The organism is Litorivita sp. NS0012-18 (assembly GCF_040371945.1).
GTDB lineage: Bacteria > Pseudomonadota > Alphaproteobacteria > Rhodobacterales > Rhodobacteraceae > Litorivita.
The window spans coordinates 556488-582650 of the sequence record NZ_BAABWS010000001.1 but is presented as its reverse complement, the minus strand read 5'-3'; the positions used below and the strand labels follow the sequence as shown (position 1 = coordinate 582650).

General features: G+C 60.8%; 19 protein-coding genes. 9 read left to right on the top strand and 10 right to left on the bottom strand.

The window, feature by feature from the left end; translation table 11 throughout:
• The first annotated feature begins 17 nt into the window (after positions 1 to 17).
• Positions 18 to 275 (top strand): BolA family protein, encoded by a 258-nt coding sequence (locus tag ABWV64_RS02740; protein WP_353342744.1) that lies wholly within the window; start codon positions 18 to 20, stop codon positions 273 to 275.
• Positions 276 to 277: 2 nt separating this feature from the next.
• On the opposite strand, the gene ABWV64_RS02735 is transcribed toward ABWV64_RS02740, so the two are convergent.
• Positions 278 to 808, bottom strand: a complete 531-nt coding sequence (locus tag ABWV64_RS02735) for a DUF4177 domain-containing protein (protein ID WP_353342743.1) — start codon at positions 806 to 808, stop codon at positions 278 to 280.
• 172 nt (positions 809 to 980) lie between these two features.
• Here ABWV64_RS02735 and ABWV64_RS02730 point away from each other — a divergent pair, with 172 nt between their 5' ends.
• A complete protein-coding gene (locus tag ABWV64_RS02730) occupies positions 981 to 1730 on the top strand; it encodes a sulfite exporter TauE/SafE family protein (protein WP_353342742.1) in 750 nt (249 codons plus the stop codon).
• A 4-nt stretch (positions 1731 to 1734) separates the two neighbouring features.
• Here ABWV64_RS02730 and ABWV64_RS02725 read toward each other — a convergent pair whose 3' ends face one another.
• The 3 genes from ABWV64_RS02725 to gatB form a co-directional block, all read right to left on the bottom strand.
• A complete protein-coding gene (locus ABWV64_RS02725) occupies positions 1735 to 2214 on the bottom strand; it encodes an acyl-CoA thioesterase (RefSeq protein WP_353342741.1) in 480 nt (159 codons plus the stop codon).
• A gap of 95 nt (positions 2215 to 2309) precedes the next feature.
• Positions 2310 to 2933, bottom strand: coding sequence for a VPLPA-CTERM sorting domain-containing protein (locus ABWV64_RS02720; RefSeq protein WP_353342740.1), 624 nt, complete (start codon positions 2931 to 2933; stop codon positions 2310 to 2312).
• Positions 2934 to 3147: 214 nt separating this feature from the next.
• Entirely contained in the window at positions 3148 to 4659 is a 1512-nt protein-coding gene (gene gatB / locus ABWV64_RS02715; protein ID WP_353342739.1) for an Asp-tRNA(Asn)/Glu-tRNA(Gln) amidotransferase subunit GatB, read from the bottom strand.
• 195 nt (positions 4660 to 4854) lie between these two features.
• On the opposite strand from gatB, the gene ABWV64_RS02710 reads away from it, so the two are divergent.
• Positions 4855 to 6057: a GAF domain-containing protein gene (locus ABWV64_RS02710; protein ID WP_353342738.1), complete on the top strand. Its 1203-nt coding sequence runs from the start codon at positions 4855 to 4857 to the stop codon at positions 6055 to 6057.
• A gap of 15 nt (positions 6058 to 6072) precedes the next feature.
• Here the strand turns inward: ABWV64_RS02710 and ABWV64_RS02705 are convergent, their stop codons facing one another.
• Both ABWV64_RS02705 and pepN read right to left on the bottom strand, forming a co-directional pair.
• A complete protein-coding gene (locus ABWV64_RS02705; protein ID WP_353342737.1) occupies positions 6073 to 7353 on the bottom strand; it encodes a hypothetical protein in 1281 nt (426 codons plus the stop codon).
• A 277-nt stretch (positions 7354 to 7630) separates the two neighbouring features.
• Positions 7631 to 10195, bottom strand: a complete 2565-nt coding sequence (gene pepN, locus ABWV64_RS02700) for an aminopeptidase N (RefSeq protein WP_353342736.1) — start codon at positions 10193 to 10195, stop codon at positions 7631 to 7633.
• Positions 10196 to 10495: 300 nt separating this feature from the next.
• On the opposite strand from pepN, the gene ABWV64_RS02695 reads away from it, so the two are divergent.
• Positions 10496 to 11281 (top strand): gamma-glutamyl-gamma-aminobutyrate hydrolase family protein, encoded by a 786-nt coding sequence (locus ABWV64_RS02695; RefSeq protein ID WP_353342735.1) that lies wholly within the window; start codon positions 10496 to 10498, stop codon positions 11279 to 11281.
• 44 nt (positions 11282 to 11325) lie between these two features.
• On the opposite strand, the gene ABWV64_RS02690 is transcribed toward ABWV64_RS02695, so the two are convergent.
• From ABWV64_RS02690 to ABWV64_RS02680, 3 genes are all read right to left on the bottom strand, one after another.
• On the bottom strand, positions 11326 to 16434 hold the full coding sequence (locus ABWV64_RS02690; RefSeq protein WP_353342734.1) for a Hint domain-containing protein: 5109 nt from the start codon (positions 16432 to 16434) through the stop codon (positions 11326 to 11328).
• Between the two features lie 338 nt (positions 16435 to 16772).
• A complete protein-coding gene (locus tag ABWV64_RS02685; RefSeq protein ID WP_353342733.1) occupies positions 16773 to 19016 on the bottom strand; it encodes a xanthine dehydrogenase family protein molybdopterin-binding subunit in 2244 nt (747 codons plus the stop codon).
• A gap of 4 nt (positions 19017 to 19020) precedes the next feature.
• Positions 19021 to 19488: a (2Fe-2S)-binding protein gene (locus tag ABWV64_RS02680; protein ID WP_353342732.1), complete on the bottom strand. Its 468-nt coding sequence runs from the start codon at positions 19486 to 19488 to the stop codon at positions 19021 to 19023.
• Between the two features lie 183 nt (positions 19489 to 19671).
• On the opposite strand from ABWV64_RS02680, the gene ABWV64_RS02675 reads away from it, so the two are divergent.
• On the top strand, positions 19672 to 20334 hold the full coding sequence (locus tag ABWV64_RS02675; RefSeq protein WP_353342731.1) for a TetR/AcrR family transcriptional regulator: 663 nt from the start codon (positions 19672 to 19674) through the stop codon (positions 20332 to 20334).
• Between the two features lie 46 nt (positions 20335 to 20380).
• Here ABWV64_RS02675 and ABWV64_RS02670 read toward each other — a convergent pair whose 3' ends face one another.
• Positions 20381 to 21133, bottom strand: a complete 753-nt coding sequence (locus tag ABWV64_RS02670) for an SDR family NAD(P)-dependent oxidoreductase (protein ID WP_353342730.1) — start codon at positions 21131 to 21133, stop codon at positions 20381 to 20383.
• A 144-nt stretch (positions 21134 to 21277) separates the two neighbouring features.
• On the opposite strand from ABWV64_RS02670, the gene ABWV64_RS02665 reads away from it, so the two are divergent.
• The 4 genes from ABWV64_RS02665 (at position 21278) to ABWV64_RS02650 (ending at position 26001) form a co-directional block, all read left to right on the top strand.
• Positions 21278 to 22231 carry an MBL fold metallo-hydrolase gene (locus ABWV64_RS02665; protein ID WP_353342729.1) on the top strand — a complete coding sequence of 318 codons (954 nt, stop codon included), beginning with the start codon at positions 21278 to 21280 and terminating at the stop codon, positions 22229 to 22231.
• Between the two features lie 152 nt (positions 22232 to 22383).
• Positions 22384 to 22845, top strand: coding sequence for a methyltransferase family protein (locus ABWV64_RS02660; protein WP_353344474.1), 462 nt, complete (start codon positions 22384 to 22386; stop codon positions 22843 to 22845).
• Between the two features lie 137 nt (positions 22846 to 22982).
• Positions 22983 to 24554 carry a Re/Si-specific NAD(P)(+) transhydrogenase subunit alpha gene (locus ABWV64_RS02655; protein WP_353342728.1) on the top strand — a complete coding sequence of 524 codons (1572 nt, stop codon included), beginning with the start codon at positions 22983 to 22985 and terminating at the stop codon, positions 24552 to 24554.
• Between the two features lie 13 nt (positions 24555 to 24567).
• Positions 24568 to 26001, top strand: a complete 1434-nt coding sequence (locus ABWV64_RS02650; protein ID WP_353342727.1) for an NAD(P)(+) transhydrogenase (Re/Si-specific) subunit beta — start codon at positions 24568 to 24570, stop codon at positions 25999 to 26001.
• The last annotated feature ends 162 nt before the right edge of the window (positions 26002 to 26163 follow it).

Here is a 26163-nt window from a genome sequence, read left to right as displayed (position 1 = left end):
GGGCAGGAGCAAAAATAATGGATAGATCCGCAAGAATTCGCGCACAGCTGGAACAAGCCTTCGATGCGCAAGTGGTTGAAGTATATGACGAAAGTGAACAGCATCGGGGTCACGCCGGATATCAGGAGGGGGGGCAGTCGCATTTTCGTGTGGTGCTGCGCGCGCCCGAGTTTGCCGATATGAACCGCATCGCCCGTCACCGCGCCGTCCATGCCGCCATCGGGGCGCAATTGATGGGCGAAATCCATGCGCTCGCGCTGGAGCTTTCCACCTGATCCTAGCTCTTTTCGGGGTCTTCCGCCGCGCCAATCAAGGCCGCGCGGCGGCGCACGGCGCTGGCCAATGAAGGATCGGGCGGGGCCGTATCTTCGACGCCGTTATCGCCAAGATTGCCGCCAAGATTGCCGCCAAGGTTGTCGCCGAGGGGGGCAGAGTGCAGGGGCGGGTCGGCTTTGACCGTCGCCGCCGCTTCGGTTTCGGGGGCAGCAGGAGCGGCCGCGCCTTCGCCCGCCGCGTCATCCGTTCCGGCTTGAGGCCCCTCCAAAAGGCGCGGCGCGAAGGGGGCGGCGTCGCTGGGTTTGAGGCGGCGGAACACCAAGAGCGTGCGATATGTGGTGTGCGAGGAGGTCAGCCCCGTGCGCTCTTCGCTGGGCAAGGTTTCGGCGCGCAAAAACTCCCACCCATGCACGCTCATATCGTTCATCACGATCTCGATCGTATTGGCAAAGCGCCCTTCGGGGGATTTGATCCCTTTGGCCTTGCGCCCCTTGGTGGGGGCGGGGATCACGCGGTAATCATATTGGCTCATCAAAATCGATCCGGCAAAATACTTGGGTCCTGTCCTAAAGGATAGGCAGATGACGCGCAGAGTCCATACGTGAGGGGGCGCTGAACACCCGCCATTGCGCCGCCGCACGCGCCGTGCCAGACAGATAGACAGGTTTGCGGGCCGATCTCGCGGCGCGCAGGGAGCTTTCACAGTGTTAGATATCCTCGTTCTGGTCGCTGCCGGTTTTTTCGCAGGCATTCTCAACGCGGTGGCAGGCGGCGGCACGTTTTTGACGTTTCCGGCGCTTGTCTTTGTCGGGCTGCCCGTGGTGACGGCCAATGCCACGGCCACTCTGGCCGCTTTGCCCGGATATATCGGCAGTGCCTATGCGTTTCGCCGTGAGGTGGTCACCGAGGGGCCGCTTGGCCTATGGGCGATTGTCGCAACGGCGGCGGTGGGCGGCGCCATGGGCGGCGGGTTGTTGTTGGTCACCTCGAATGCGGCCTTTAGCGGGCTGGTGCCGTGGCTGTTGCTTTTGGCGACGGTGCTTTTTGGCGGCGGGCCGTGGATTTTGGCACAGCTCAAGAAACGCGGCGCGGGGCAGGCGGGGCGCGCGATCTCTATCGTGGCGGTCTTTGCGGTCAGCCTCTACGGCGGCTATTTCAATGGCGGATTAGGGATCATCTTGCTCGCCACCTTCGGGATGCTGGGCTATGTGAATATTCACGGGATGAACGGGATCAAGACCCTGCTTTCGGCGGTGATTTCCATCGTCGCAACCGTGGCCTTTGTCTGGGCGGGGCTGATCGCATGGCGTGAGGCGGGGGTGATGATGCTCTCGACGGCTGTGGGGGGCTATGTCGGGGCACTGGCCGCGCGGCGCATCACGCGCACGGATTTGCTACGCTGGGGGATTGTCGCCATCGGCGCGGCGACAACCGTGATTTTCTTTTTGAAATAGGGTCTTACGATTTTTTGCGGCGCAATGTCATCGGGGTGTCGACGCTTGGGGGCCGCGGCAAATCCTTATGCGCCTCATACATGGCGGCAATTTTGGCATGGACCTCGGACGGGTAGGGCGCGACGCGCGGCCCGCTTTGGTCGATATGCAAGGACACCCCTTCGGCCGTCGCCGAAAGCCAGCCGTCCTCATGCCACAGCTCCGAGAAGTAGTGCAGGCTTTTGTCCGTCATATCAAGGATTTGAAAGCTGACACGGACCTTGGCGTCGAGATGCAATTCGCGTAGATAGCGGATGCGAAGTTCGGCGGCATAGGTCGTCAATTTGCGCGTGGTGATATAGTCTTGGGTGATGCCAAAGTCGTCAAAAACCTCATCGAGCCCATGGTCGAACAAGACGCCGTAATAGGCCATGTTGAGATGGTTGTTGAAATCGATCCACTCGGGGCGGATGCCCATGGGTTTGGATAGAAAGGCTTTGGTCACGCGCGCGCTCCTTTTGTCGTGCGGCGCAATAAAGACCAGAGCGGACCGGCGCATGCAAGGTGCGATGACGCGCCAGCCCTTTGTTTTTTCGCAACTTACCCTTTGCGGCGGCGCAGGGCGCCAAAGCCCAGCAATCCGGTCAGCAAAAGCGGCAATCCGGCAGGCAGCGGCACAGCAGGGGCAATTTCCGCCACGCTATAGGTGAAGTTGTCGATGCCGATGTTCCAATCCGTGCCCCATTGGAAATAGGCCGCACCCGCAAGCGTGACCCCCGGCGTCATGTTGACCGAGGACCCTGTGTGACCGGTCACGTCGCTTTGCCAAACAAGTCCCCAAGCGCCGTCATAGATGCGGAAGCTGGCATCGCGAGCGGCCACGCCACCGCTATAATTCCCGAAATCGAAGCTGTCGAAGGTCATCTCATAGCCCGCATCAATGGCAAAGCTGAATTGCCCGACTTGGCCGTTTATCGCCGCAAATGCGACATCGGTGAGTTCGCTATAGTCGTTTGTCCAGTGATCGACATTGGACACGGTCACGGCCGTATTGCCAAAACCTGCGACCGTGTCATTGGTGACATCCACATTGGTGCTATCGCCGATCGTGTCGTCGAAATCCGTAAAGTCTCCGGCGACCTCGTCGAAGGTCATGATAACGGTTTCGCCAAGGGCAGGAGTGGCCAAGGCAAGCGCCGATAGGCAAATCAGTAGGTGTTTCATAGGAAATCCTCTCAAAAACGGTCCCGCGAAAGCGGGTGAAAAATAAGATAGGGCAGCGTAATCGGCACACTATAGCTTGAAATTCCCTTGTTTGCAACGGTTTTGAGCGCGCCTTGCCGCGCCGCCCGGCCGAGCAAAAGCGCCGCCGTTGAACATGTCAAAGACGGCGCAGGCCGGTTCGGGAACTTGCGTATTGTGCGCTGTTGGTTGCGGTTTACTGCCCGAGTTTGGCCGCGACCAATTCGTTGACCGCTTTGGGGTTGGCCTTGCCGCCCGTGGCTTTCATCACCTGACCGACGAACCAGCCTGCCAGTTTCGGGTTGGCCTTGGCCTTTTCGACCTGATCGGGGTTGGCGGCGATGATCTCGTCCACGGCGGCCTCGATGGCGCCGGTATCGGTGACCTGTTTCATACCGCGCTCTTCGACGATCTGCGCAGGATCGCCGCCTTCGGTATAGACGATTTCAAACAGGTCCTTGGCGATTTTGCCTGAAATCGCATCCGACGAGATCAGATCGATGATGCCGCCGAGTTGCGCGGGGCTCACGGGGCTGTCGGTGATGTCGTGATCTTCCTTCTTCAGGCGGCCGAAAAGCTCGTTGATGACCCAGTTGGCCGCCAGCTTGCCGTCACGCCCTTCGGCCACGGCCTCGAAGTATTTCGCCGCCGGAACTTCGGCGGTCAGCACCGAGGCGTCATATTCCGAGAGGCCGAAGTCTTTGACAAACCGCGCCTTTTTCTCGTCGGGCAGTTCGGGCAGCGTGGCTTTGATCTGGTCCACCCAAGCCTGTTCGATGGTCAGCGGGAGCAGATCGGGATCGGGAAAATAGCGATAATCATGCGCCTCTTCTTTGGAGCGCATGGAGCGGGTTTCGTTCTTGTCGGGATCGTAAAGGCGGGTTTCTTGCACCACCTCGCCGCCCGCTTCCACGATGGCGATCTGGCGGCGCGCTTCGACCTCGATCGCGGCTTGGATGAACCGCATGGAGTTCATATTCTTGATTTCGCAGCGGGTGCCCAGATGCGAGAAATCCTGCGTTTCCATGTATTTCTCGTATTGACCGGCACGGCAGATCGATACGTTCACATCGGCGCGCAGGTTGCCGTTTTGCATATTGCCGTCGCAGGTGCCCAAATAGCGCAGGATCTGGCGCAGCTTGGTGACATAGGCGGCGGCCTCTTCAGGGCCGCGAATATCGGGGCGCGAGACGATTTCCATCAAGGCCACGCCCGTGCGGTTGAGATCGACGAATGACATATTCGGGTCCATGTCATGCACCGATTTGCCCGCGTCCTGCTCAAGGTGGATACGCTCGACCCGCACCAGACGCGCAACGCCGGGGCCCATATCGACCAAAATCTCGCCCTCGCCAACGATGGGATGATAGAGCTGGCTGATCTGATAGCCCTGCGGCAGATCGGGATAGAAATAGTTTTTGCGGTCAAAGGCCGAGAAAAGGTTGATTTCCGCCTTCAGACCCAGCCCCGTGCGCACCGCCTGCTCGACGCAATAGTCGTTGATCACCGGCAACATGCCCGGCATGGCGGCATCGACGAACGCCACATTGGCGTTCGGCTCAGCGCCGAATTTGGTCGAGGCGCCCGAGAAGAGTTTTGCGTTGGAGGAGACCTGCGCATGGACCTCCATGCCGATCACCAATTCCCAATCGTGTTTCGCACCGGCGATGACTTTGGGTTTCGGGGTCTCATAGGTCAGGTCGAGCATGGTGTCTCCTTTGCGCGCAGGCTGCTTGGCCTGCGTTTTATGGCAGCAAAGATACGGGGGCAAGAGGGGGCGGTGCCAAAGCGCTCCGAGGCTTCATCGGCAAACATCCGCGCGGGTGGCCCGTGGCGCGAGACGACGTTAAGACTTTGTTAAGATCAAAACTTTACGTTTGGTCAACCTTTCGGATGAGTGCTCATGACAATGTATGAAAAGGCCCTTAAGACCGACAAGAAGGACGAGTATGCGTTGCTCCGGTCCTTGAAGTTGATTGACGCGCCGCGCGCGGCAGCGTTGGATGCGCTGACACGCTTGGCCTGTGATCTGCTTGGCGTGCCGATCGCCCTGATTTGTTTTCTCGATGATCGCCATGAAACCCAACATATCAAAAGCAGTTTCGGCCTGCCCGAACCTTTGGCAAAGCAGCGCCAATTCCCTTATTCCCATTCGTTTTGCAAATATGTGAAACGGTCGAATGCGCCTTTGGTGGTCGGGGATGCGCGCCTGCATGATGTTCTCAAACACAACCCCGCATTGCGTGATTTCAATGTCTGCGCCTATCTGGGGGTTCCGGTGTTTGGGCCAGATGGCACGACATTGGGCACGGTTTGTGCCTTGGATAGCAAACCGAGGGAGTGGAGCGAAGAAGACCAGCGGAAATTGACCGATCTGGCGCTTTGTGTAACGCGCGAGGTGTCGCTGCGATGGGCGGTAACCGAGGGGCAGGAGGCGCGCGCCGAAGCGGATAGCGCGCGCGAGAGCCTTGCGGCGCAAAATGCCTGCCGCGATGCTATTCTACATGCCTTTATGGGCGCGGGGCAGGGGGTCGAAGAACGGTTTAATCGTGCATTGAAGGCCGCGGTCGAGATGTTGGGCATGGCCAGCGGCAATATTGCGCATGTGTCAGGCGAAACTGCCGAAATTGTCGGGCGTTATGTAAGCGGCCGTGATGCGACAGCCCATCCGGACGCCGCGTCCGAGTTTGATATGCCGATCGCACTTGAAGGCACATTCGCCGCGCGGCTGGTGACGGGCACCGAGCGGGTTGCGCTGAGCGACTGTGCGATGTCGGGCAATGGCGCAAATCGCTCCTTATGCGGGTTTTGCCCCGAATCTTACCTCGGCGCGCCATTGGTGGTCGAGGGGGTCACTTTTGGCATCTTGGAATTTGTCGGCCTCAAGCCGCGCGAAGGCGGGTGGAGCGCGACCGATCTTGCGCTGTTTGACCATATTCGCCTTGTGGTGAGCGCACATCTTGAGATGCTAAAAAACATCAGACAATTGCGCGCCTCCGAGGCGGCGATTGCCTCGGCTCTTTTGGATCAACGCGAGACATTGCGCCAATATGCGGCTTCTGAAATCGGCGCGGGGACCTTGGCAATAGAGCCCGTCGCGGAATAGCCCGAGCGATCCCGATTATGCAGGTTTCTCCATCCGGCGCAGCCCGCGCGGCGTGAAAGCGATGACCGTGCCTTCGCGTAGCTCCTGTTCGAAGACTTTTGCAATCCATGCCTTTGCGGTAGCTTCGCCGCGCACGCGCAGGGCCTCGCGGCTTGGTAAGGGATGAGGCAGGTTCGGACCCGCGGAGGCCTCGGCCCAAACCAGGGGATGCAATTCACGCAAATGATCGGTGCAAATCCACTCCAATGCGCCATGCACCTCGGCGCGCGCGGCGCGCGCGGCGGTGTCCGGCAACAGGTTTTCCGCCAACGGGGCCATTGTCACCGCACAAAAAGCGGCCAAAGCGTTGACCCCATGTTGGTCCGTGGACCGCTCCAAAATATCGCGCAGCCCGTCGATGAAATAGTCCACATCCACATGGGCCGCGCAAAAGGGATCAACCGCAAGCGCATCAAGATAGACCCATGCATAGGCCCCAGCGCCCCACAGATGTGTCGTGCGCGCGGCAGTGCGGCGGGCCTCAAGGTCCAACTGCCGGTAGCTGCCAAACCAGCGCGGCAACAAATGGTTGCCCATCGCACGCATCGGCCGCGGATTGGCGGGATCGAGGTCGATCAAGGCTTCATAGGTGTCGGCCACATGGTCTTGGGGCCTCGGTTTCGCGGCCAAAAGCGCGCAGCGCGCTGCCGCCAAAGAGGGCGCATCTGCGCTGCTTTCGTCAAAGGCGCTCAAAATCCGTTCGGCGCGCTGGAAATGCGCGCGAAAGGCGGCCCGCGCGAGGGCGGGGATTTCTTCGCGCCAGCCGGTGCCTCGAAAGGCCCACCCGATATCGATATGGGCATGGGCGACGATCAAGGCGATGGCATAGTCATTCGGTGTCTCGTTCAATATCTCTTCAAGCGCGGCCAGCCCCAACAAGGACGGCGCGCTGCCGTCTGCCAAAGCGTCGGTTACGGCGCCGACCACATCGGCGCGCGCGCCGAAGGCCAACAGGTCCGCCACGGGGGCACCGGCCGAAGTGCGCGCGCAGGCGGTATCGGCGCGCATGATAGCGGCGCTCAATTCGGACCAACGCTCCTGACGGGCCAGAAAACGCCCCTGATCTTCATGGGCTGCGCGCTGTATCTCTTCGGCCGATTTCGGGCGGGCAGGCAGCAACAGTTGCTCGGCAATTTGCTCGGGGCTGAGCGAAGCGGGTTGCGATGCCCCGCGTGCAGAGCCGTTCCGGACGCGGCCGCGCAGGGACAGGGGCAGGGTATCGAGGACGGCGCGAAGAACGGGAGACAGAGCGGGCATAACGGACCTTTTTGCGGCGTCGCAAGCGCCAAAAGTCACCTGCGGAAAACTAAATCAGACACGGGCGGGGCCGCGTCGAGTTAATCTAAATTGATCGGAAAAAGGGGCCAAAGCGTGTCGCTCTCGCGCAGATATAAGGGAATTTGCGCGCAGGTATTGCGCCAAGCTTGTGGCGAGCATTCGCGCATTGCGGCGTAAAGCGGCGCAGGAGCGGTGATCTGTTGTAAATCGCCGCCCCTGCGCCACAGGAGTTAACCAAGGGTAAATATCGCGCCGCTCAGCTGGCCAAAATCCGCGCGACCATTTCGGTGGTGTCGGGGGACAGCCCCTTGGCGGCGGCGATCCGTTCCAATGCCTCTCGGGCCAAGCTTTGCCGCTGCGCATCATAGAGCGTCCATGAGGAAAAGGCCGACATCATCCGCGCCGTGGTTTGCGGATTGAGCGGATCGAGCGCAATCAGGTGATCGGCCAAAAGCGCGTATCCGGCGCCTGAGATGTGATGGAAACCGGCATGATGGCCCGCCAATGCCCCGAAAACCGCGCGGAAGCGGTTCGGGTTTTTCGCATTGAAATCAGCATGATGGGTCATGCGCTTGGCGGCATCTGAGGCTTTGTCGGGAGCGGCAAAGGCAATTTGCGCGGCAAACCATTTGTCCATCACGAGGCGGTCATGCTTCCACTGTTGGTAGAAGGCGGCATTTTCATCGGCGCCAAACTCTTGCGACAGCAAGGCGCAAAGCGCGCCATAGTGTTGGGTCATATTATCCGCGCTGGCACATTGCGCGGCGGCGGTTTTGCCGCCGTCAAGCCGCGTGATCATGCCCAGCATCCGCGCCTGCAGCGCGCGTTTGCCCGCCGCCTTGGCATCGGGGCTATAGGGGGCGGGGGTGTCCATTTCGGCATAGAGCCGCGGCGCGGTGTCGGCAAAATGGGTGGCCACGGTTTGCGCGATGGTTTCGCTGATGTCATAGATGGCTTGCGGGTCCGGCGTGATGCCCTTGGCATGGAGCGCCTGCGCGATGTCCTCTTGCGCGGGCGGTTGCAGCATCAGCGCGCGGTAGGCGGGGTCGAGAGACGCATCGCGAGCGATGTCGCGCAGCGTGTCAAGGTATTCGCCCTCGGGGGCGCCGCCGTTTTGCACCATATCCATCCGCAATTGCCGCGCAATCTGTGCGCCCGCTTCCCAGCGGTTAAACGGATCGGTGTCATGGGCGAGAAGGAAGGCGCGCTCCTCGGGCGTGCTCGCGCGCTCCAAGATCACAGGGGCGGAAAACCCGCGCAAAATCGACGGGACCGGAGGCGCGCCCAGACCTTCGAAGGTGAAGCTTTGCTCGGCCTCGGTCATCTCCAAGACGGTGGTCGCCTGCACCTCGTCGCCATTGGGCGAGAGCAGGCCGAGGGCGATGGGAATGACGCGCGGCGGTTTGCTGTCCTGTCCCGGGGTGGGGGGTGTTTCTTGTTTGAACGTAAGGGTATAGGTGCCGTCTTTGAAGTCGTCTCTGACGCTGAGGCGCGGCGTGCCCGCGTCGGAATACCACCGTTTGAATTGGGTCAGATCGCGCCCTGTGGTGTCCTCGAAGACCTTGAGCCAATCCTCGATGGTGGCGGCGTCGCCATCGTGGCGCTCGAAGTAGAGGTCCAGCGCCTTGGCATAGGCTTCATCGCCGACCAGCGTCTTGAGCATCCCGATCAGTTCGGCGCCTTTTTCATAGACCGTGGCGGTGTAGAAGTTATTGATTTCTTGAAAGCTTTCGGGGCGGACGGGATGGGCGAGGGGGCCGCCGTCCTCGCGGAATTGCCGCGCGCGCAGGTCGATCACATCACGGATTCGTTTGACGGGGCCGGAGCGCATGTCGGAGGTGAACTGGCTGTCGCGGTAGACCGTCAGCCCTTCCTTGAGGCACAGTTGGAACCAGTCACGGCAGGTGATCCGGTTGCCGGTCCAGTTGTGGAAATACTCATGCGCGATGATCGCCTCGATGGTTTCAAAATTGGCGTCGATCGAGGTTTCGGGCGAGGCAAGAACGCAAGAGGAGTTGAATATGTTCAATCCTTTGTTCTCCATCGCGCCCATATTAAAGTCATCCACGGCAACAATGTTGAATATGTCCAAATCATACTCGCGCCCATAGACCGTTTCGTCCCAACGCATCGAGGCTTTCAAAGCCTCCATGCCAAAGGCACATTTGCCCTCATCGCCGTGGCGCACATAGATGTTGAGATCGACCTGCTTGCCCGAAACCGTGTTGAACTGGTCGGAGTGGGCAATCAAATCGCCCGCGACCAGCGCAAACAGATAGGCCGGTTTTGGCCAAGGGTCGTGCCATTCGGCAAAACCATGACCCGCGCCCGCCGGATTGCCATTGGACAGAAGAACCGGCAAATCGCCCTCAATGCGCACGGAAAACGTGCTCATCACATCGGGGCGGTCGGGGTAATAGGTGATTTTGCGAAAACCCTGCGCCTCGCATTGGGTGCAATACATGCCGCTCGACATGTAAAGCCCTTCGAGCGCGGTGTTATCTTCGGGCGCGATCTCGACTTCGGCCTCGAACGAGAACGGCGCATCGGGGACGGCGCAGCTGAGCCCTTTGTCGGTGATATGCGGGGTGATCTCTTCGCCGTCGATCTTGGCCCAGATGAGCTTAAGGTCTTCGCCTTCAAGGAAAAAGTCCCGATTTACATTGTCCGGATTTGGCCGGAACTGGATGCGGGAGATAACGCGTGTGGCTTTGGGCGCGAGGCGAAAGGTCAAGGCCACGCTGTCGACCAAATAGGCGGGAGGGGTGTAATCCTTGAGGTAGATCGTCGGATTGGGTTGCGTGGCGCGGGCGTCGAGCATGGCAGGGCCTTTCATGGAACCGGATGTTGCGCTTGACGTTATGTCGATGAAGGGCGGGCCGCAATGGCTTGCCGCACGGGGGCGCCCCGCGCGTGATCCCTCTCACGGACCGAATGGCGTCTTGATAACTGCCCGCGCCAATCAGGTCTTGCCCGCGTGATGGCGGGGCCTTTTGCATGATGAATGGGCGATTGCCGCTCGAAATATGCCCCCGCACAAGCCCTTGTGCACGGTTTGCTGTTTTCTTAATCGATCGGCGCGCATAATCTGGACGGCAATAGGTAAGCTTAGGGACGACACATGGCACGACCGGTCATTGGAATTATCGGCAATCATCAGGTGATCGGCGATAGCTATCAAGTGCATGCGGGCGGGATCATGAATTCCGAGGCGATTGCCGAGGCCTCTGGCGGCTTGCCCTTGGTGGTGCCCGCCGATCCGCGTTTTGTCTCTGTCGCAGAGCTGATGGAGGTTTGCGACGGGTTTTTGCTCACCGGCGGGCGGCCCAATGTGCACCCTGAAGAATACGGCGAGGACGCGACGCCCGCGCATGGTGATTTCGACCGTTGCCGCGATGCGATCACCTTGCCGCTCGTTCGGGCCTGCGTCGAGCGCGGGCAACCTTTCCTTGGCGTGTGCCGCGGGTTTCAAGAGGTCAATGTCGCCATGGGCGGCACGCTCTATCCCGAAATCCGCGATTTGCCGGGACGGATGAACCACCGCATGCCGCCCGATGGCACCATCGAAGAGAAATTCGCCCTGCGTCACAAGGTGACCTTTACCCAAGGCGGGGTGTTTCATGCGCTGATGGGCGCGCCCGAGGTGATGACCAATACGCTGCACGGGCAGGGGATCAAAACCGCAGGGGCGCGGATCGTGATCGACGGTCATGCCCCTGATGGCACGCCCGAGGCGATCTATGTTCAGGGGTCGGCGGGCTTTACGCTTTCGGTGCAATGGCACCCCGAATACCGCGCGGCCGAGGATCCGGTGTCAAAACCGCTCTTTGCGGCCTTTGGCGCGGCGGCGCGGGCATGGGCCGAGGATAAGCGCCCGATGCCGATGGGCGCGCTGCAAGAAGCCTAATCCTCTTTCTAACTTTTTTCAGTCTCTTAAGGGGCGATCCTGACCTAGGGCAGGATCAACTTCGCCTCATGCGCCTTGATGCATTTGCGCGCGGTCTCGCCGTATTGGCTGGGGTTGCTGCGCAATTCGGGGAAGACGGCGAAAAGCTCTTCGCGCGCTTGGTCGGAGATCGCCGAGATGCCCAGATCGGCGGCGTGGAAGCTCTCGGTCGCGGCGCCCTCGGCGTAGACGACCTCATGGCGGTCGAACATCATGTGGAAATAGGTGACTTTCTCGCGCTCGAGCACCCGCACATCGCGCCCGTCGACCAGATGTTTGGCCGCGACCAAAACCTCTGACGTGCCGAACAACAGCTCGGCGCGGTAGCCGGTGAACAGAATGCGGTGCTGCGGCGAGACGAGCAGGGGCCGCCGCGCGCCTTCCATGACGTTGGAATTGATTGCGATGGGGGCAAAATTGCCGCGCCCCTCGACGGTGCGCGTGCCCATCCAGCGAATGGGTTGCGGGCCGTGATCGCGTGTGATGACCATATCGCCTGCGCGCAGGCTTTCGATCGGGCGCTCGCCGCGGGGCGTCAAGATACGCGCGCCGGGGGTAAAGCAGATGATCCGTTCGATGTTCTGGAAATGCACCGTGCCCGAGCCGTCGAGCAGGGCGACCGATCCGTTCATACCGCCGTTGACCCCGTCGGGATCGTTGATCACGAGGGTCGACATATCGGCCAACCCGGCCACGTTCAACACATCGCCGTTGGTCTCGCCGCCTTCGCCGCCGACGATACTGATATCGCCGGTGGAGCCTGCCAGATCGGAGAGGATAAACAGATCGTCGCCGTCGCCGCCTTCGGCATAATCGCCGCCCGCGAGATAGATTTCGTCGTCGCCAAGGCCGCCGTAGTATTCGTCCGCGCCTTCGCCGCCGATCATCGTATCGTTGCCCGCGCCTGCGGTGATCGTGTCGTCGCCGTCGCCCAGCGTGATGCTATCGTCGCCCGCGCCCGCATCGACGCTCCAGTTGTCGAAATTCAGTGTCCCGTCGACCGTATCGTCGAAATCCGACAGAACCAGCCCTTCGATCTCGTCAAAGGTCAGGGTAGAGACGCCATCGGTCGCGGTGCCGCTTTCGCCATCCGTCGCGGTCAGGTCAATGCCGGTGCTCAGGGCGGAGAAGTCCAGAATGTCGACATCGGGTTCCGGTTCGCCGCCGTCGATGTAATCATCGCCAAAGCTGTCTTCGATGGCGAATGTATCGGAGCCGCCCGCGCCATACATGCTGTCGGCATCGGTGCCGCCCATGATCACATCACCGCCGCCGCCGCCCGAAAGCGTATCGCTGCCTGCGCCGCCAATGAGCGTATCGGCCCCTGCGCCGCCGGTGAGGCTGTCATCGCCTGTGCCGCCGTCCAATGTATCGCTGCCCGCGCCGCCGCTCAGCGTGTCGCCGCCGTCATTGCCGGTCAGGCTATCGGCGCCATCGCCGCCGAGCACACTGTCATTGCCCGAGCCGCCGGTGATCACATCGTCGCCATTGCCCGCCTCGACGGTGATACCGGTGCTGTCGCCGACCATATCGACCATATCGGCATCATCGGGCAGGATCAGATATTCGATCTCGCTAAAGCTGATGGTGCTGGTGCCGTCAGAGATGAGGCCGGATTTGTCACCGTTAAAGACAATGGTGACGGGGCCGGTCATGCCCGACAGATCAATCGTGTCGACATTGGTCGCGCCGCCTTCGCCGCCGACGATCGTATCGTCGCCAAGACCTGCGCCGTTGATCACAAATGTGTCGCTGTCATCGCCGCCATACAGCACATCCGCGCCCGCGCCGCCGGTGATCGTATCGCTGCCCGCGCCGCCATAGACGGTATCGTCGCCCGCCCCGCCGACCACGCTGTCATCGCCCGCATCGGCATGGACGACATCATCGCCAGCGCCGGACAAAACCGTATCGTTGCCAGCGCCCGCTTCGATGCTGTCGTCATCGCCCACTTGGCCGACGAGGATGGCGTCATTGCCGTCCACCACATCGCCGTCGGGATCACCCGTATAGGCCGCATCGATCAGATCACCGCCCGCCGTGCCGCTGACGATGCCGTCTCGGTCGGTGACGGTGGTGGTTTCGATGTTCGAGAAGGCCAGTTGCGAGCCGTCAACGAAGGTGACGGTGCCGTTTTCGGGGTCCAACTCGTCATAGACGATGTTTTGAACGCCCGCGAGCTGCATGGAGTCGCCGCCGGTCTCGCTGCTTTCGCCGCCGTCGACCGAGAAATTGGTGCCGTCCAATGTGGCCGCATCGATGACAAAGAGATCATCGCCGCCGCCGCCAAGCGCCGTGTCACCGCCGCCGATAGAGATCGTGTCATCCCCGTCGCCGCCGCCGATAAGGTCGGCGCCCGCGCCGCTGTTGATACTGTCGTCGCCAATGCCGCCATCGATGGTGTCGTTGCCAGTGCCGCCGAGGATGCTGTCGTTGCCATCCTCGCCGTAAAGCAGGTCGTCAGAGCCGCGCCCGTCGATCGTGTCATCACCGCCGCCGCCATAGATATGGTTGGTGTAATCGGCGCCCATGACGTCATAGCCGGTCAGCACATCGCCGAAATCCGAGCCGATCAAACCATCGACGCCGGTTTCATTGACATCGCCCGTGGCATAGCCGCCGCTAAAGGTATTGGCGGTCAGGTCGACATTTACCGCCGCATCGGACAGCGAGTAATCGACAAAATCCATGCCGGTATCGCCGTTGAACGTATCGGCGCCTTCGGATCCCATAAAGGTGTCGTCGCCTGCGCCGCCGTGGTGGTAATCATCACCCGCGCCGCCATCGATCAGATCGTCGCCGTCGCCGCCATATAGCGTATCATCGTCATCGCCGCCGTTCAGCGTGTCATTGCCAATGCCGCCGGTGATGCTGTCAAAACCCGCGCCGCCGTCGAGGCTATCGTCGCCGTCGCCGCCCGCAATCGTATCGTCACCGGTGCCGCCATCGACAGTGTCGTTGCCCGTGCCCGCATCGACGACATCCGCGCCGGTGCCCGCGGCAATGTTATCAGCGCCGCCATCGCCAAAGACCGTGTCGTCCCCCGCGCCCGCATCAATCGTATCGTCGCCCGCCACGGTGGGCTCCATGACGTCGAAATGCACATCGGAAATCCAGATGGCTTGGGTGTTCACATCGGCGTTGCCGTAGGAAATGCTGATCGAAGAGACGGGACCGGCGATCTCGACGAGGATCGATCCGGCTTCATCGGCTTGCGAGGTCTCCACGTCGCCAGCGGTGACGGTATTGCCGACCACGGCGGCCGAGCCGTCAGGGGTGAGGGTGATGGTGACAGGATCGCCCGCCGCATCAACCGCGGTGACGGTGACCACGTCGCGGTGGTTGCCTGCGCCCCAATCCACATCGTTGATGCGGAAGACAACGTTTTCCACCTCGTCGCTTGCGGTCGATCCGGTCGCAGCGGCAAAATCGAGGGTGGTGGTCGATGTCGCGCCGTCGCCTTGGCCTGCCATATTGAGGCTGGACTGCTCGCTCATCGGCTCGGTATCGCCGACAAAGATCGTATCGGTGCTTTCGATCGCCCAAGTCGGGTTATTGTTGCCGTCATCTGCGATGGAGACGGTGACATCCATTTCGCCGGTGTTTTGGGTGATGGAGCCGGTCACCGCCGTGCCATCGGCGCCCATATCCGACCAGTTCAGGCTTTCGCTGCTGAGCTTTTGGGTGGCGCCATCGCCTTCGATGACATCTTCCCCATCGCCGCCCGTGATGCTGTCGGCGTCCGAGCCGCCCGCAAGCGTATCTGCCCCGTCGCCGCCGTCCAGCGTGTCGGCCCCGTCGCCGCCTGCGACGCTGTCATCGCCGGTGCCGCCGAGGACGGTGTCGCTGTCTTCGCCGCCGTCGAGAACGTCGTTGCCGCTGCCGCCGTCAATATAATCGTTGCCCGCGCCGCCATCGATTGTATCGGCGCCATCATCGACCACGATGCTGTCAAAATTGACATCGGTGATCCAGATGCCCTGCGTGCCGTTCAAAGCATTGGCGTAAGAGATCGAAATATCGCTGACCGGACCGGCGATTTCAATCAGCGCAGAGCCGCCCAGTTCATTGGGATTATCTGCCGCATCATTGGCGGTGATGGTATTGCCCGAAACCGTATCGCCGCCGCCCAGCGTGATGATGACATCAACAGGATCGCCGTTTGCGTCCAGCGCCGTGATGGTAATAACGTCGCGGTGGTTGCCAGCGCCCCAATCGATATCGTTGATCCGGAAGGTGACATTCTCGACCGCATCGTCGTAGCCCACCTCATTGGCCGCAAAGTTCAGCGATACCGTCGAGGTCGCCCCATCACCGTCGCCAAACAAGAAGAGCGAGGATTGCGGGTCAAAGTCTTCGCCAGGGGCGACATATTGCGTGTCGCCCGTTTCGACTTGGTAGGTGGGGTTGTTGTTGCCGTCATTGGTCACCGAGAAGGTGACATCCATCACGCCGGTGTCTTGGGTGAAGCCGCCAGCTAGGTTTGTGCCGTCGCCGCCTTGCAGGTCCCATTGCAGGGTCTCGGAGGTGGGAAGGGTGCCGTCAACAGAGCCGCCACCGCCATAAAGCACATCGTCGCCGGTGCCCCCGTCGATCCGGTCCGCGCCAAAATCGCCATATACGGTGTCATTGCCTTCGCCGCCCGACACGCTGTCCGCGCCGCTGCCCGCTTGGACCACATCGTTGCCCAGACCGGCGATGACCGTATCGTCGCCTGCGCCCGCTTCGACGCTATCGGCATTCGATCCGGTGCCATCGTCGACGCTCTCGAAAGAGAGGTCCTCGAAACTGCTATCAATATAGTCATCACCTGCCGTGCCATCGACAATACCGTTTGGCTCGGCATAGGCGGGGGCGGCGGCGGCGGTGCCGGAGTTGAATGTATAGGGCTGGGTATCAAAGACGAAATAGACGTTGCCGTCTTGGCCAAGGTAATAGGTGCCGGTGTTGGTTTGGGTGCCGGTGGTGCGATCAAAACGGCTGGTGCGGCCGACCCATGTGACCGTGCCGGTTCCCAATACCTGATCGGTGGTGAATACGGTGGAGCTCGTGTTAACCACGTCTCCCGTGTCCAGCGAGCCATCGCCGAGATTGACCAGATACCCTGTAGGCATGACGTGCCTGCTCCTTAAATCCAGAGCCAGCACTGCTTGCTCCGGACACCTTACCTCAAATGAGGGACGTCTTTAGCGCATCCCTTCGACCACCGTGGTCGTATGTTTTACATGTGTAATCAAGAGCTATGGCCGCAATTGGGGGCATTTGAGAAATAATTGCGGCAAATTTGACAAAGATTGACGCAAAAAAGGCACGCGTCAGCGCACCATGGTTGAAAAATGACCCTTTGCATTGATTTTCGTGACCGACGATCAGGTTCGGCTGCGAAAACCTGCGTGACAAAAAAGGAGGGCACGCGGCCCCCCTTGGTCTTTCTCGTGGCGCTCTGGCCTGATCATAAAATCAGGTCGAAGTCCTCGATAAGCGGCAGGCGGCGTGCCCGTTTGCCAGTGAGGTCGAACAAGGCGTTCGCCAAAGCCGGCGCGGCGGGCGGCGTTCCTGGCTCTCCGGCGCCGGAGGGCGCTGTGCCGGAGCCGAGCACCGCGACAGAGACCTGCGGCATCGCAGAGATGCGCAGCCCGTCGTAGTCATAAAAATTGCCCTGTTCGACAGCGCCGTCGGCAAAGGTGATCTCGCCGGTTGTCGCCGCCGACAGGCCGTAGACCAAACCGCCGAACATCTGTGCCTCGACGTTTTGGGGGTCGAGCACGACGCCGACATCACAGGCGATAAAGGCGCGCGCGATGCGGATGCCGCTGCCCGTGTCCTCGACTTCGATCACCTCGGCGACAGGGGTGCCGAAGCTATGGGTAAAGGCAACGCCGCGGCCCGTGTTCGGCGCTTTGGGGCTATTCCAGCCTGACATTTCCCCGACTGTTTCCAAAACCTTAGCGCTGCGGGCGTCTTCGCCGCGCATCAATTCAAGCCGGAAGGCCAAAGGATCGGCGCCCGCCGCATGGGCCAACTCGTCGATAAAGCTCTCGTGGAAGAACCCGTTAAAGGACGAGCCGACAGAGCGCCAAAATCCCACCGGAATATCCAGATCGGCAAGGTAGCCCGCAATGCGGTAATGGGGGATGGCGTAGGGTTGATCGAATGCGCCCTCAAGATGGGCCTTGTCGGGGCCGGAAGGGGCAAATCCCATAAGCCGCTGCGCCCCTTGCTGGGCCACCGATTGCGCCGCGATCTTGCCGTCCATGCGCACCGCTTTGCCGTCGGCCACCGCGCCGGTAAAGCGCGCCATCGCTCCGGGGCGATAGAAATCGTGGCGCATGTCCTCTTCGCGGCTATAGGTAAGCTTGACCGGCGTGCCTTGCATCTGTTTGGCAATCCGTGCGGCCAGAACCGCGCAATCGGTCTCGCAGCGCCGCCCGAAGCCGCCGCCCATGACGGGGGTGACAACGGTGACAGCTTCGGCATCCAAACCCACCGCTGCGGCGCATTTCTTGCGCAGCAAATAGGGCACTTGGTTGCCGGTGGTGATCTGCATCGCATCGCCCGTGTAAAGCGCGGTGGCGTTCATCGGCTCCATCGTCGAATGGGCCAGATAGGGCAGGCTATACTGCGCCGTGATCTCGACGGCCCCCTCGGGCAAAGGCGCATCCGCATCGCCGTCCTTGCGCAAGACGGCGTTTGGCTTGCCGTCGAAAGCTGCCTCGATCCGCTCGAAAATGGCTTTCGTATCAGGGGGGTAGGGCGCATCGCCCCAAGTGACGTCAATCGCATCAACGGCCTGCATGGCGAGCCATGTGTTGGTGGCCACCACCGCGACCCCATCGCCCAGATCAATGATCTTCTCGACCCCCGCCATGTCGCGCGCGGCGCTGTCATCAAAAGAGATCATCGCGCTGCCAAGGCGCGGGTTGATGCGCACGGCGGCGAATTTGACGCCCTCGGGACGCGCATCAATGCCGAACATCGCGGTGCCGGTGGATTTGGAAATCATATCGAGACGCGGCATGGCTTTGCCAAGATATTTCCACGCCGAGGGCGCGCGCAATTGCGCGCTCTTGGGCATGTGGTTTGCGGCATCGCCGGCCAGTTCGATATAGCCAAGGCGGCGCCCGTCCGGCGCGATCACCATGCCGTTTTCGGTCTTGAGCGCCCGCGGTGCGACGTCCAGCCGCGCGGCGGCGGCGGCTTTGAGCGCCTCGCGCGCCGTCGCGCCCGCCATGCGCATTTTGGTGAAACCATCGGCCATGGAGGTGGAGCCGCCGGTGATCTGCATCTTGAGCAATTTGCCGACGAAATCGAGGTTCTCGCCCACGGATTCTTGGAATTCGGTCAGGGCATACTCCTTGAAGGGCAGCGCGCTGCCAAGCACCGCACCGTTGTAATAGGCCTCGGCGGGGGGGCCGTGCTGGATGCGGATGTCTTCCCATGCCACGTCCAGTTCTTCGGCGACCAAAGCAGCCAGCGTGCTTTGAGTGCCTTGGCCCATCTCGGCGCGCGGGGTGATGATTTGCACGCCCTCTTGGTCGATGATCAACCACGCATTGAGCGAGGTTTCACCCGCGCCGGTTTCGAGCGGATTGGCGGGGGTGCGCCGGTCGGTATAGATGCCGAAAGCGGCGCCGCCAACAACGGCCGCGCCGGCGACCATGAATGTGCGGCGGGTGATTTTTCCAAGCTTTGACATGGTGTTATCCTGCGTTCTTCAAGGTTGCGGCGGCGGTGTGAATGGCGGCGCGGATGCGCGGATAGGTGCCGCAGCGGCATAGGTTGCCCTGCATGGCCTCATCAATATCGCCATCCGTCGGGGAGGGAGTTTGCGCCAAAAGCGCAGCGGCCTGCATGATCTGCCCCGATTGGCAGTAACCGCATTGCGCGACCTGATGATCGACCCAAGCGGTTTGCAGGGCGTGCATCGCATCGGGGGTTCCGAGGCCTTCGATTGTGGTGACCTCTCCGTCGACATCGGCCAGAGCGATCTGGCACGAGCGCACAGCCTCGCCATCGATATGCACCGTGCAGGCGCCGCAGGCCGAGACGCCGCAGCCGAATTTCGTGCCCGTCAGGCCGACCGCATCGCGCAGCACCCACAAGAGCGGCACATCTCCGGGCAAATCGACGCTGTGCTCTGCGCCATTGATGGTCAAAACTGTGGCCATGAGAAATGCCTCCCTTTGGGCTATTGCAATGAGCTTTTGACAAAGTGGGCGATTTTTGTCATCTCGTCAATTGACAAAATAAATGATTTTTGTCAGTTTGATTTCTGAGGCAAGCGTGCTGGGTCGCCCGCGGATCCGCTAATCTGCAATAGTCAATAACAATCAAGGTCTTATCATTTGGGTGTGACGCAAGAGACAATGGATCGGGGCGGTGATCTGGAGGCGGATATGCGCGCCGGTGACGATGCCGCGCGCGCCGCAGTGGAGGCGAAACGCGCCGCCATTTTGGGCGCGGCGCTCCTGTGTTTCGCGCAATACGGGCTCAAGCGAACATCGATGGAGGATATTGCCAAATCGGCGGGCATGTCGCGCGCCGCGCTCTATCTACACTATAAAAACAAGCGCGATATCTACAGGTCTTTGGCGCAGGGCTATTTCGACGGCGTGGCCGCAGGGGTCGCGGCCGCATTGGACCGAGGCGGCAGCATCGGCACGGCGCTGTCGCGGGCTTTTGCGGCCCATGCGGATGAGACGTTTGAACTGATCCTCAACTCACCGCATGGCGGCGAGATGCTGGACGTCACCGATAGCGAATGCAGTGATATCATCGAGGCAGGCGAGGCGCGGCTTGTGGCGCTTTACGCGGCTTGGCTCGACGCCGAGGGCGCGGCCGGTCGGGTGCAATTGGCGGCGTTTGGCGGGGCGCCCGAGCTGGCGGCGACCATGCTCGCGGCGCTGCACGGCGTCAAGAAAACGAGCCGCAGTTACAGCGAGCTACAAGCAGGCGCGGCGCGGCTTGCGCTGATTTTCGGGCAAGGGTTGAGCGTGCAAGGCTTGGCCTTGTGATGTGGTGCGGGGCCGCCTTGGGCCGCCCCGCAAGGCCGCGGCGCGCCTAGACCTGACCGCCCGCGATCTGGATTTCCTGTCCGTTGGTGCTTTCGCTCAAAGGATTGCAAAGCCACATCGCCGAGGCGGCGACTTCTTGAGGCGAAATCAAACGCTTATGGCGATTCAGTTTCACCATCATATCGCGGGCCTCATCGGCGGAGACGCCTGCGCGGTCTTTGATCGCATCGACGTTTCGGGTCACAATCGGCGTGTCCACATAGCCGGGGCAAATGGAATTGAACGTGTAGGGCCCGCCCATGAAATCCTCGGCAAAGGAGCGGATCATGCCGATCACCCCGTGTTTGGAGGCCGCATAGGCCCCCGCGCCGCCCGATCCGCGCACGCCTGCGATCGAGGAGATTGCAATCACGCGGCCCCAATCCGTGGTCGTCATCGATTTCAAGCATTCGCGCACCGTATAAAAGCAACCGTCCAGATTGGTCGCCATGATCTTGCGCCAGAATTCGGTCGAGGTTTTATGCAGCTTGCGCCCCTCGGCGATGCCCGCATTGGCAACGCAAATCTGGATCGGGCCGCGCAATTCGACCGCTTCGGCGATGACGCGCTCGACGGCTTTGTCGTCGGTCACATCCATGACCATCGGGTGCATGCCGTCCTCGGCCACCTCTTGGAGGACCTCCAAACGCCGCCCTGTGATGGTGACTTGTGCGCCTGCGCGGGCCAAATCGCGCGCGATGGCAAGGCCGATGCCGGTGCCGCCTCCGGTGACGATGGCGTGTTTTCCTGTCAGATCCATGATGTCTCCTCCCTGAGATGTGGTTTTGTTGGCACCATACCGAGGCTTCGAAGCGGCGCAAGGCGGGGCGGAAAAAACGGGGGTTACATTCATGCTTGTGAATGTGTAGCCTGCGCATAACCAGTATATGCGGAGGAGCACGGCATGTTGCGGAGTATCACGGCGGCGATGGTCGCATCTTTTTGGGCCAGCGGTCTTTGGGCGAGCGAGGATATTCCCGACCAATACCCGCAATCGGAGCTTTACGAGAAGCCGGTCGAAGTTGTGCCGCATGTGTTTTCGGCCATCGGGGCCACCGCGCCGCCGAACTATGAGAACGCAGGCCATAACAACAACCTGTCCTTTATCGTGACGCAGGACGGCGTGATCGTCGTCAATGGCGGCGCATCGGCGCGTTTGGCTGCGGCGTTACACGCGGAGATCAAGGCCGTCACCGACCAACCCGTCCGTTTAGTGATTTCCGAGAACGGGCAGGGGCATGCGATCCTCGGCAACAGCTATTGGGCCGATCAGGGCGTCGAGATTTTGATGCATGTGGAGGCGGCGCAGGAGGTCAAGGAAAACGGCGATTTCATTTTGCAGGCCATGGAGCGCTATAACCGCGAGCGCGCCGAGGGCACGCGGATTGTGATGCCGACGCAGACCTTCGAGGATCGCAAGGTGATCGAAATGGGCGGCGTGACGGTCGAGGTGCTGCATCTCGGCCCTGCCCATGGTCCGGGCGATACGCAGGTCTGGATCCCGCAATGGAACACGATGATTGCGGGCGATATTGCCTTTCACGAGCGGATGCCGCCGATTTTTGGCGATACCTGCGTGAAGTGCTGGATCGAGACATGGGAGAACGGGCTTGAGCCATTGGCGCCGACCTATATTATTCCGGGCCACGGGCATCCGACCAATCTGGCGCAGGTGCGGCGCTATACCCGTGATTATCTCGTTGATCTGCGTGAAAAAATCGGCGCACATATCGAGGCGGGCGGAGATTTGGCCAGCGCCTATTATATCGATCAAAGCCGCTGGGCGCATCTGGATACATTCGATGAATTGGCGACGAAAAATGCGGGCCGCGTCTATGAGGAAATGGAGTGGGAATAGCGCCACTAGGGCCGGTTTTGCCGCGCGGCGGGGCCTCAATGTGACCCGCTGGCGGCAGGCGAAGCGGCGGCCTATCCGTATTACTGCGTATTTTGACCACTAAGACCCTTGGCGCGCTTGGCCCTGCCGATAAAGCCAGCTATGAAGTGCGCATGAAATGGATTGATATGCCTCCGGTTTATTTGATCGCCGCGATTGTCATCGCGTGGGCGCAGGCGCGGTTTGCCGCCTTTGGCCTTAGCTTTGGCGCGGCGCGCGGATGGTATTGGGCGGATTTTATGGGTGGCTTGATGATTGGTGCGGGGCTGCTTTTGCTGGTTCTGGCCGCAGTGGAGATGCGCCGCAAACGCACCACGATTATCCCGCACCGCGAGGCCGACGCCTTGGTTGATACGGGGATTTTTTCGCGCTCGCGCAACCCGATCTACCTCGGGGATGCGCTGATCTTGACCGGCGCGATCTTGTGGATGGATGCGGTTTTGGCCTTGGTCTTGGTGCCGCTGTTCATCTGGATCATCGAGCGACGCTTTATCCTGCCCGAAGAGCAGGCATTGCGCCGCAAGTTCCATACCGTTTTTGCGAAATACAGCCAAAAGACGCGGCGTTGGATTTGACAGTGCAAAGCGTGTGGGGCAAATGAGTTTTCAATCGGCTGCGCAATAATATTGCGTGGCCATTCCTATGTTGGTTCGGATATAACGCGCCGAATCCAAGATGTGACCTAAGGACGACCTAAAGGGGGACGCAGAACGTGAAAATCGGAACGCCAAAAGAGGTGCTGGAGGGCGAGGCACGGGTTGCCATGACGCCGGACAGCGCGCGCCAGCTGCAAAAGCTGGGCTATGAATGTGCGATTGAAACCGGCGCGGGTGCGCTGGCTGGCTTTTCGGACGCGCTATATAAAGAGGCCGGTGTCGAGGTTGTGAAAACCGCGGCGGCCCTGTTCAAGGCCTGCGATATCATCGCCAAGGTCCGCGTGCCCACGGATGCCGAGGTCAAGCGATTGAGCGAAGGGCAGACGTTGATCTCCTTCTTCAATCCTGCGGCGAATGAAAAGCTGATGGAATTGGCCGCCTCCAAGGGTGCCAATGTGATCGCCATGGAAATGGTGCCGCGTATTTCGCGCGCCCAGAAGATGGATGCGCTGTCGTCGATGGCCAACATCGCCGGTTACCGCGCCGTAATCGAGGCGGGCAACAACTTTGGCCGTTTCTTCACCGGTCAAATCACTGCCGCCGGTAAAGTGCCCCCCGCCAAGGTTCTGGTTGTGGGCGCAGGCGTGGCCGGTTTGGCCGCGATTGGCACGGCGACATCATTGGGCGCGATCACCTATGCGTTCGACGTGCGCCCCGAAGTGGCCGAGCAGGTCGAATCCATGGGCGCCGAATTCGTCTATCTGGATTTTGAGGAAGAGCAGCAGGACGGCGCGGCGACCGGCGGTTACGCGGCTGTGTCCAGCCCCGAGTTTGCGGCGGCTCAATTGGCCAAATTCCGCGAACTCGCGCCCGATATGGACATCGTGATCACCACGGCGCTCATCCCCAACCGCGAAGCCCCCGAATTGTGGACCGAGGACATGGTGCAATCCATGAAGCCAGGTTCGGTGATCGTCGATCTGGCGGCGGAAAAGGGCGGCAACTGCAAGATGACCGTGATGGACGAGAAAATCGTCACGGAAAACGGCGTGACCATCATCGGTTACACCGATTTCCCATCGCGCATGGCGGCGCAGGCTTCGACGCTTTATGCCACCAACATCCGCCATATGATGACCGACCTGACGCCGGAAAAAGACGGCCAGATCAACCATAATATGGAAGATGACGTGATCCGCGGCGCGACCGTGACCTTTGACAAAGAGATCACCTTCCCGCCGCCGCCGCCCAAGGTCAAAGCCATTGCCGCGCAAAAGAAAGAAGCGGTCAAGGAGCTGACGCCCGAGGAAAAACGCGCCGCAGAAACGGCGGCCTTCAAGGCCCAGACCAAGCAACAGGTCGGCCTGTTGGCGATCGGGGGCGCATTGCTCTTGGCGGTGGGGCTGGTCGCTCCGGCCAGCTTCATGCAGCACTTTATCGTGTTTGTCCTGTCGGTCTTTATCGGCTTCCAAGTCATCTGGGGCGTGGCGCATTCGCTGCACACACCGCTTATGGCTGTGACCAACGCGATCTCGTCGATCATCATTTTGGGTGCCTTGATGCAAATCGGGTCGGGTTCCGGCCTTGTGATCTTGCTGGCCGCACTGTCCGTCTTCATGGCGGGTATCAATATCTTTGGCGGCTTCCTCGTCACGCGGCGCATGCTTGCCATGTTCCAGAAATCTTAAGGAGTATAGGATTATGGAATTCGGATTTACGACAGCGGCCTATGTGGTCGCGGCAGTCCTCTTCATCCTCTCTTTGGGTGGTTTGTCGGGACAAGAAAGCGCCAAACGCGCGGTGTGGTATGGCATTGTCGGCATGGCCTTGGCCGTTGCGGCAACGCTTGTGGGGCCGGGCGCCGGTCTATGGCTCTTGTCGATCCTGCTCATCGCAGGCGGCGGCATGATCGGTTATGTTGTGGCGACACGGGTGCAGATGACCGAGATGCCGCAGCTTGTGGCGGCGATGCACTCTCTGGTCGGTCTGGCGGCGGTTTTCGTCGGCCTGATCGCGCATATCGAGCTGGGCCGTGTGATGGCCATGGGCGAGGCAGAACGCGACGCTTTGGAAGGGTTCGCGGGTCTTTTGGCGCATAAAGACGGCGTCGAGATCAGCATCCTGCGTGTCGAATTGTTCCTCGGTATCTTCATCGGTGCCGTGACCTTTACCGGTTCGGTCGTGGCTTATGGCAAACTCGCGGGCAAATTGTCCTCGAACGCCACCAAGCTTCCGGGCGGGCATATGCTCAACGCGGGCGCCGCTGCGCTCTCGGCGATCTGCCTGATCTGGTATTTCAACACGGGTGGTTTCTTGCCGCTCTTCGTGATGACTTTGGCGGCGCTGTTTATCGGCTATCATCTGATCATGGGCATCGGCGGCGCGGATATGCCGGTCGTTGTTTCCATGCTCAACAGCTACTCCGGCTGGGCCGCGGCGGCGATTGGTTTCAGCCTCGGCAACGATCTGCTGATCGTGGTCGGCGCGCTGGTCGGCTCCTCGGGTGCGATCCTGTCCTACATCATGTGTAAGGCGATGAACCGGTCGTTCATTTCGGTGATCTTGGGCGGCTTCGGCGGCACCACGGGCCCCGCGATGGAAGTCGAGGGCGAGCAGGTTGCCATCGATGCCGAGGGTGTTGCCACCGCGTTGGACGAGGCGGACGAGATCATCATCATCCCCGGTTACGGTATGGCCGTTGCACAAGCGCAGCAGGCGGTTTCCGAGTTGACCAAGCGTTTGCGTGACAAGGGCAAGAACGTGCGTTTCGCCATCCACCCCGTTGCGGGGCGTTTGCCGGGCCACATGAACGTGCTCTTGGCCGAAGCCAAAGTGCCCTATGACATCGTGCTGGAAATGGACGAAATCAACGAGGATTTCCCCGAAACCGACGTGGCGATTGTCATCGGGTCCAACGACATCGTGAACCCAGCGGCGCAAGAAGATCCCAACAGCCCCATCGCCGGTATGCCGGTTCTGGAATGCTGGAAGGCCAAGCAGGTGTTCGTGTCCAAACGCGGCCAAGGCACCGGCTATTCGGGCATCGAGAACCCGCTGTTCTACAAAGAGAACACGCGCATGTTCTATGGCGACGCGAAGGAAAGCCTCAACAAGCTGTTGGGTTTGATCTCCTGATCTGAACCGCAGGTTGAAAACCGTGAAGGGCGCTCCGATCGGGGCGCCCTTTTGCCTTTGGCGCAGGCGGTCGCGAGAGGGGCGCAGGCGGAGCCTTCGGCGAGGATATTTGGAGAAGCTGCAAGCAGCAGGGAGCTGCTTTGCCCAAGCGGATGGGAATTG